The sequence below is a fragment of the Ornithinimicrobium sediminis genome (assembly GCF_021272345.1).
GTDB lineage: Bacteria > Actinomycetota > Actinomycetes > Actinomycetales > Dermatophilaceae > Ornithinicoccus > Ornithinicoccus sediminis_B.
This window is the reverse complement of the sequence record NZ_JAJSDQ010000008.1, coordinates 95,779-103,488: the sequence shown is the minus strand read 5'-3', so window position 1 is coordinate 103,488 and position 7,710 is coordinate 95,779. Positions and strand designations below refer to the sequence as shown.

Annotated in this window: 10 protein-coding genes; 6 read left to right on the top strand and 4 right to left on the bottom strand. The window is 68.8% G+C overall.

What is annotated here, in order from left to right:
* On the top strand, window positions 1–228 hold a 228-nt coding region (locus LVO85_RS15055), incomplete at its 5' end, for a hypothetical protein (RefSeq protein WP_232748313.1).
* On the opposite strand, the gene LVO85_RS15050 is transcribed toward LVO85_RS15055, so the two are convergent.
* A complete protein-coding gene (locus LVO85_RS15050) occupies window positions 198–953 on the bottom strand; it encodes a hypothetical protein (RefSeq protein WP_232748312.1) in 756 nt (251 codons plus the stop codon). The two genes, LVO85_RS15055 and LVO85_RS15050, sit on opposite strands and share 31 nt — an antisense overlap.
* Window positions 954–2,023: 1,070 nt before the next feature.
* Between LVO85_RS15050 and LVO85_RS15045 the strand changes: the two genes are divergently transcribed.
* Entirely contained in the window at window positions 2,024–2,605 is a 582-nt protein-coding gene (locus LVO85_RS15045; RefSeq protein WP_232748311.1) for a hypothetical protein, read from the top strand.
* Between the two features lie 137 nt (window positions 2,606–2,742).
* Here LVO85_RS15045 and LVO85_RS15040 read toward each other — a convergent pair whose 3' ends face one another.
* Complete coding sequence (locus LVO85_RS15040) at window positions 2,743–2,991, bottom strand: SCO4226 family nickel-binding protein (RefSeq protein ID WP_232748310.1); 249 nt, start codon at window positions 2,989–2,991, stop codon at window positions 2,743–2,745.
* Window positions 2,992–3,199: 208 nt separating this feature from the next.
* The gene (locus LVO85_RS15035; protein WP_232748309.1) at window positions 3,200–3,631 is read right to left on the bottom strand and encodes a hypothetical protein; all 432 of its coding nucleotides are present in this window, start codon (window positions 3,629–3,631) and stop codon (window positions 3,200–3,202) included.
* Window positions 3,632–3,828: 197 nt separating this feature from the next.
* On the opposite strand from LVO85_RS15035, the gene LVO85_RS15030 reads away from it, so the two are divergent.
* The 4 genes from LVO85_RS15030 (at window position 3,829) to LVO85_RS15015 (ending at window position 6,984) form a co-directional block, all read left to right on the top strand.
* Window positions 3,829–4,899 carry a DUF4192 domain-containing protein gene (locus tag LVO85_RS15030; protein ID WP_232748308.1) on the top strand — a complete coding sequence of 357 codons (1,071 nt, stop codon included), beginning with the start codon at window positions 3,829–3,831 and terminating at the stop codon, window positions 4,897–4,899.
* Between the two features lie 148 nt (window positions 4,900–5,047).
* The gene (locus tag LVO85_RS15025) at window positions 5,048–5,929 is read left to right on the top strand and encodes a hypothetical protein (RefSeq protein ID WP_232748307.1); all 882 of its coding nucleotides are present in this window, start codon (window positions 5,048–5,050) and stop codon (window positions 5,927–5,929) included.
* 82 nt (window positions 5,930–6,011) lie between these two features.
* On the top strand, window positions 6,012–6,272 hold the full coding sequence (locus tag LVO85_RS15020; protein ID WP_232748306.1) for a hypothetical protein: 261 nt from the start codon (window positions 6,012–6,014) through the stop codon (window positions 6,270–6,272).
* A gap of 271 nt (window positions 6,273–6,543) precedes the next feature.
* A complete protein-coding gene (locus LVO85_RS15015) occupies window positions 6,544–6,984 on the top strand; it encodes a hypothetical protein (RefSeq protein ID WP_232748305.1) in 441 nt (146 codons plus the stop codon).
* Window positions 6,985–7,397: 413 nt separating this feature from the next.
* On the opposite strand, the gene LVO85_RS15010 is transcribed toward LVO85_RS15015, so the two are convergent.
* On the bottom strand, window positions 7,398–7,625 hold the full coding sequence (locus tag LVO85_RS15010; RefSeq protein ID WP_456299708.1) for a S1 RNA-binding domain-containing protein: 228 nt from the start codon (window positions 7,623–7,625) through the stop codon (window positions 7,398–7,400).
* Between the last annotated feature and the right edge of the window lie 85 nt (window positions 7,626–7,710).

The following is a 7,710-nucleotide window of genomic DNA, read 5'->3' as shown; positions in this document are numbered from 1 at the left end:
TACAACATCGAGATGAACGTGCCGCCGCGGCCGATGGCCGGGGACCAGGCGGTGCGGCTCGAGCGCTGGCTGTCCAAGTCGCTGCGTGACGCCGGTGACCGCCACGGGTGCGGTGCTTCCCGGACGGGCCGCCCTGGACCGCTGGCGCCGTCACGGGCGCAGGGTCCGGGACGTGCCCGTCCGGTGGCACCACGGGGTCAGGCCTGGGTGCTGCGGCGGCGTGAGTAGAGCACGACTCCGGCAGCGGCGGCGATGCTGCCTGCGCCGGCAAGCATCAGTGCGCTGTTCTCGATGCCGTTGCTGCCACCGAGGCCGCTGGGCACCCCGCCCTCACCCGCGGGGCTCAACGCCCCACACAGTGCCGGGTTGGTGGCCTCAGCCGGCAGGGACTCGTCCAGGTCGCTGGCCCCGGCGCCGTCCATGTCGTACTCACCGTTGTCGTTGGCGTCGATGCCGTGCACGACGATGACCGACTCGGTCAGGTCCTCGGCGGCGTCGAAGCCCTCGGGGACGGTGAAGGTGCGCTCGTACATCACCTCACCACCGGGGGCCGTGGGGAACCGGTCGATCGCCAGGCCGCTGTCCGGGGTGACGTCGCCCTCGGTGGTCAGCGACACGACGATGCCACCGTAGAACGGTGCACCCTCTGAGGTGTTGACGAAGCCGTCACCGTCCTCGTCGGCGTCGCCGGTCGGGCAGCTGCCCTCGCCTTCCTCCGGGTAGTGGATGTGCTGGGCATGCGGCTGGTCGGCCAGCAGACCGGACGCGGTCACCATCACGGTCAGCTGGTCACCCTCCAAGGTGACCTCAGCGGTACCGCTGGCACCCGAGCTGTTCAGCGCGCCGAGCTGCGCGACGTAGGTCTCCGCGCCGTCATGGGCGTCGGCCAGCGCTGCTGCGGGAAAGAGAACGGGTAGGGCGAGGGCGGCGGCAACCGCCATGGGCTTACGCATGTGTGCTCCTTGGAGTCCCGGTAGGCGCACTTGCCACGCCGCTACACCCGGTACTTCGAAAACCATAAGCGAAAAATGTGATCTCCGCCGCATTTCCAGCCACCCCTTAGATGAACAACACTGTTCGGTCCGCGACACACCGGGCAAGCATCCAGCGCTCAACGGCATCTCCTGGGCATCCGGCCTCCGATACCTGGGGTCCCGAGACAGGGCCGGTGCCAACGTCCCACCAGGGGCATGACCGCAACGCGCGTGCCACACTACCTGGGCTTCACGACGCTCCAGCCCTACCGAAGTAGGGCCACAAGCGAAGGTTGGACGACCAGCCCGATGCCGTGCGCACTTGTAGCCGCACTCAGTGACTAACAATTCGCATGTGCCGGGTGGGAGCATCCCTGGCGCATGGCGGGGAGGCCCCGCGCTGGTGCAGGGGAACACAGCGCGGGACCCCGGGGTCATCGAGCACCCTCTCCCGGGTGCGACACCCCTACCCCCCGAGATTCCACAGTCCCACGCGGGCCGGAAGCGCGCCACACCACTAGGCAAGCCCCCTGGCCCGGCCGGGTGAGGGAAGCCCCGCGCTGGAGAAGTGGACAGGACTCCAACGCGAGGTCGGCGGGGCCCTCAACCTCAAGAAGATGCCCCGCCAGCGGAAGCTCCCACAAGAGCCTCCCCTGCGCCATACCCCCGGGTGGACCTGACGGGGCGCCCGGTCGCGCTCAGCAGGAAGGTCCCGCGCTGCAGGAGAACCTGAGCGCGGGACGTAGAGGCGTAGTGCACTCGGTGCGGATGAGCCTCTATCCCCAGCGACCGCGTCGCCGGTCTCGGTCGTGACGCATCGTGGTGCGGGGATCAAGAGCCCCCCAATCCGTTTGGCGAGCGGCCTCGAATACCACTCAACCATCGAGATCGTCTCCCTGGTCGCACACCTCTAGGAGCTCCTCATGCATCGACGCAGGCAAGCTTTCCTCGGCACCTCGGTTCTCGCGATGGTCGCCTCAGCGGCACTCGGGGCCGGGGCGGCCTCGGCCCACCCGCAGCCATCCGGCAATGGTGCCGACAGGACCGTGATGCTCAGCGCGGACTTGCACGAGCTCAACGGCTCGGGCGCATCAGGAACCGCCACCGCCACCGTGCGCAACCAGAAGATTCAGCACATCGAGGTACATGCCCACGGTCTGAGCCCGGACGCCCCGCACGCCCAGCACATCCACTACGGCGACGATGCCCTCAACGAGTGCCCAGGTTTGGACCTGGATGCGAACGGCGACGGGCGCATCAACACCGTCGAAGGGGTGCCGGCATACGGACCCGTCGTCGTCTCGCTCACCACCACCGGTGACACCACACCCGCCAGCTTCCTGGACGTCGCTCGCTTCCCGGTCTCCGAGGGCGGCTCGTACCACTACAGCCGCGACAACATCAACTTCACCAACGTCGCCGGCACCGGCTACGCCGGTGGTGGCGGGAGCCCAAAGCAGATCGCCGACGCCATCCGCGAAGGTGAGGGCGTCCTGGTCATCCACGGTGTGGACTACAACGGCAACGGCACATACGACTTCGACGGCGCGGGTGCCAGCGAGCTTGACGCGAGCCTGCCCGCCGAGGCGACCGACCCGGCCGTCTGTGGCGTGCTCGAGGTCGACAACTGACCCGGCCTCGCCGAGTCTGACCCATCCATGAGCGACGATGGGCCACCGTCACCACGGTGGCCCATCGTCGCGTCCACCACCTGCCTCCGAGCGGCAGAGTCGGACGTCTGCAGGAAGGTCTGTTAGGAACCCGGGGCTCAGGCCTGGACCGGGACCTCGTAGACGTGGTCGGCGGGGTGGCCGGCCCGCTCGTGGATGCGTTGAACGGCCTCGGCGCTGGGCGCTTCTGACAGGCAGAAAACGGTGCCCGACTCGGGGTCCGCCCAGGCATGCTTGAAAGTGACCTGCTCCTCGTCCTGGATCGCAAGGTCAGCCTGGTGCGCCTCGTTGAGCGCTTCCGGCGTGACTCCGGTCATTCCGCTGTGAACGTCCATGAACTCGGGCATGGGATGCCGCCTCTCTCGTCCTGCCAGAGTGGCACGCGGCGCCGCCCATGGCAACGCCTCGAGTTCCAGCCCAACCGCTCACGCCCGGTCGAGCGCCTCGTCCTTATCCGAGAGCCCCATTATCTCTGTGTCGGCACCACTGCTGTTTGCAGCCACCGCCTCTCCGCAGCCGTCCGCCAGACAACCCTCGAAGACAACGCCACCCCCATCAGTTGCTTCGGCGCTGCACAACCGTAACCGGGGCTGCGGACCTACCATTGATGTCCGCACCCGCGAGTCCATTCAGGCGGACGCGTGCCGCGATGATGCGGACGATCGCGGTGGCGGCCTCGACGTCTCCATCCATCGCAGCGCCCCAGAGCGACTGCTGGAGGGCATCGAGGCGGGTGTTCTCAAGGTAGCGCAGTTCCTCAGCCGCTTCGGTGGCCTGGCGCTGCAATGCCCGGTGGATGACGTGGTGGACGGCTCCCCGGTTGCTGTAGCCCAGCTCGTCGGCGATCTCCTGGTACGTCATCCCCTGCGCGCGCATCGCCAGCGCACGGTTGGCCCGCGCATGGGCGAGAGCCCGATTGCGGTGGCGACCCTCCACACGCGGGAGATCAACGACGTCATACCCGTCACTTGCGGCTACGGCATTCATGTTTCCATGATGCCTCACGAAGAATAGGAGGATGCTGCATCCCTGCCCTTTCCCGGTGCGCCATACTGGGGTATAATCAATACCACGAGGAACGGGATAACCACGCCCACCATTGGGGCTGGAAAAACCCCCTCAGCAGCACGGCTCGTCACCACCCGGTGACGGGCCTTTTTTCATGCCCACTTCCAGGAGCCACCATGACCACCGACACCATCACCCTGACCAGCCCCGACGACATCCTCGCCGCCGTCCCGTTCGTCCTGGGATTCCACCCCACCGACAGTGCCGTCGTGCTCTGCCTGCACGACAACAGGCTCGTCCTCACCCAGCGCATCGACCTACCCGCGCCTGCGCACGCCCACGGTGCCGCCGGGGCCCTGCTGCCGACGATCCGCAGCAGCGACGCCCACAAGGTCATCCTGCTCGGCTACGAGTCCACCCCCGACAGCAGTCGCCCCGTCCTGGAGGCGCTGGCAGCGCTGCTGGACCAGGACACGGACATCACTGTGCTGGACCGTATCGTGGTCCGCGACGGGCGCTGGTGGTCGGTCGACTGTCCTGACCCCGGGTGCTGCCCGCCCGAGGGCACGCCCCTGCCCGCCCCGGTCGACGCGTCGCACATCACGGCGGAGTTCGTCGGTGCCGGCATGACCCCGCTCCGTGACCGTGACGTCCTGGCCCGGTCCGTGGAACCAGGCCCGCGCGCTGATGCTGTCGCCGACCTGGTGGACGTCCTGCTGGCGGTGGACCCTGACTCTGACAGTGGCGACGTCGACTCCCAGGACGAACTGCTCGCCGCGTGGGCCAGGATCCTGACCCCTGACAGGGTGCCGGCACCGGTCAGCCCGATCGATGCCACCCTGGCCGCGGTCTCCCTCAAGGACGTCACCGTCCGCGACGGGCTCGTCGCCTGGCTCACCCCAGGACTGCTCCCCGCGGACCTGGTCAGCGACACCGTCCGGGACATCACCGCACACCTCGACCGGGTGTGGGCCAGCACGTGCGAGGCCACCGCCGCTACCGACCCGCGTGAGCCGGAGGGGGTGGTCCACCGGCGCCGGCAGGCACGGCTGGTCGAGCTGTGCTCCTGCCTGCCCGACCCGATGGCTACCCCGTCCCTGACCGTCCTGGCCTCCCTGGCCTGGTGGCGCGGCGACGGCGCGACCGCACGCGTCGCCCTGGACCGGGCACTGCGCGCGGACCCGGATTACCGGCTCGCCCAGCTCCTGGTCCGGGTCGTCGAGCTCGGCATCCACCCCCACCCCTAGGACCACCCCGCCCTACCGGAACACCCCAGGCCTGCCGCTGACAGCGGCGGGCCTTCGTCATGTCCATCCCCCCAAGAACCCCCTGCCCACCCCGGGCAGGGACACACCGGCCGCCATCGCGCGGCCCCACCCGAGAAGGAACCACACCATGAGCACAGCACCCACCTACCCACCGCTCTACGCCGTCCCAGAGCAGCCCCCGCTCGTCACCAGCAAGGGACGCTTCGCGTCCCTGCTGCACCTGCGCGCCACCGCACGGAGGGCACGGGACACCGCCCAGGCACTCCCCCGCAGCGCACGTACCTGGGTTGTCCGCCAGTGGCGCACCCTGCTCACCCAGGTCCAGGACAGCACGGCCCTGGGCTGGCTGGGGTCCCACCTGGCCCGCGGGCTCACCCTGGTGCGCCGCGTCGGGGTCGTCCCACTGGCTGCGGCCGTCCTCAGCACCCCCCCGGTGACCACTGCCGTGACCCGGATCACCCGAGCGTCCGGGCACACGGTGGCCGACCTCGCCCGGCATTCATGGGTCTCCATGTCCGCCCTGCTCGCCCGGGCGGGGACACCGGGCCTGCGGGTCCGGGACGGCCTGGGCAAGGCCGGCGCCTACCTGTGGTTCGTCGCCTTCGGCATCCAGACCCGCCCGGCCACCGACACCGCCCGGGCCGTCCTGACCGACGCGCTCCAGCTGGTCCGGCCGGTCAGCCACACCGTCGTCGCCCACCGGCTCCTGCACGCCCTGGTCGGCCCGGTCTGGGTCCGGGCGGTCCTGGAAGTATTGGTCGTGCCGTTCCTGATCGACCCGCGCCTGCACCAGGGCGTCCGCACGGTGCTCAAGGGCTCCCCGACCGAGCCGGCAGTGGCGACGGTGACAGACATCCGTCCCACAGAGCCACCGTCCCGGAAGCAGGAGGGCAAGGCGGTCACCGTGGAGCAGCCCGTCACAGCGTCCACCAACGGGGACCCGATGAACCGGGCAGCCCGCCGAGCCCACCAGCAGGAACAGGCACGAGCCCGACGCACCGTCCGCTGACACCACCAGCCACACCCAGGGGTGGCCCGTCCGTACCGGGGGACGGGCCACCCCTCCACCACACACCACTTGGGAGACAACCGTGCTCATCGTCATCTGCACCGCCGCAGCCGCAGCCCTGTCCGTCGTCGCTTACAGCGAACTGAAACGCCGCGCACCCGAGACCGCCACCGCCGGCCTGGAAGAAGCACGCGAACTCGCCGCAGTCATCCTGGTCTGCGTCAAGGCTGTCGAAGCCGTCGTGGACGTCCTCGCGGGGCAAAGACAGCAACGAGCCACTCGCCCCCTCTGGGGCGAGTCGTCCGGCTACGACGAGAGCGAGTCCTACCTGTACCGGCCCTGATCAGTAGACGGGTTGCAGGCCCCGCCAGGTCCCCAGCCAGCACCCCTAGAGCCGACCGTCACCGCTAGCCACACGGCGTCGCAAGGCAGCACTGGTCGCCACCGTGCTGAACACCATTCATGTCTCCGCGCGGACCAGTCTCATGAGTCTCGAACTCCCTGATTGGTCGCGGTCCTTTCCAGCGGCGCCAGCGGTCGTCCGGCGCTACATTTTTTGGTACTGGGCCGGGCAACGGGCCTGGCCGGGCTCGGGGGAGAAGGAGAGAGACCCCATGCGCAAGACCATCCTCGGGCCAGTGCTCGCAGCCGCGCTGATGGTGGGCGGCACCGGAGCCGCCACCGCCGCCCCGCCCGAGCCAGAGATCATCCCCCTCGTCTGCGACAACGGCCACAGCTACGACATCGTGGTCAACGGCAACGGCAACTGGACGCCGGGTCGTATCGTCGGGTCAACCAACGTGCTGGTCCCGATCGCCTTCGGCGACTTCGGCTTCCGGGCCGTCACCCCAGACGGCGACGTCTACGAGGAGACCTTCCCCGACGAGGACCTCAAAGGCGGCGGAAACGTCGCGCAACGCAACCCCCGACCCACGGTCACATGCACGTTCACCGAGACGTTCACCTTGCCAGAGGACGACCCCGAGTTCGGGTTGCCGGCCGGCACGGACGTCACGTTCAGCGGCTCCGTGACAGCCTTCCTCGTAGGGCGCTGACCCAGCACTGCTCGCGGCGCCCGGATACGCGACCGGGCGCCACGAGCGGATCGTCCATCCGGGGCACGTCTTGAGACTCCCCATAGCACTAGTCACGCGGACGTCGCCAGGACTCGGGCTGGGGCACACCGTCTTTTCACCTGGAGGGAACTCCGTCGACGGGGCTGGGACCCGACCGCCGGCCTCGAGGAAGCCCGAGAGCTCGCCGCCGTCATCCTGGTCTGCGTCAAGGCCGTCGAAGCCGTCGTCGACGTCCTCGCAGGACACCGACACCAACGAGCCACCCGGCCCCTTTGGGGGAGCCATCCGGCTACGACGAAAGCGAGTCCTACCTGTACCGCCCTTGAGGGTGAGACCGGCTGGGGCGAGCATGTAGCGGGCGAGGCTCCGGGATCACGGATGAAGAACTGGACTCACGGAGTCTCGTCCTGCTCCGGCTCCAGAGCCAGCGAAGCGAACTGCCGCTCCGTGTCCACGCTCAGCACTCGCACGTAGATGCTGTCACCGACTTCGACGACTTCACCAGGGTGATCCACCTTGTGACCACCCAGGTCGGCCAACTCGATGACTCCCTCAGCGAAGTCCCCGAACTCGACCACCACCCCGTCGCGGTGCAGCCCGAAGACGATAGCCGGCCACACATCACCCGGTCGCAACTGCGTTAAGAAGGCCGCCCGCTTCTGCGGGGCGATGTGTTCAAGCCAGTCCCTACGAGACAGGACGACG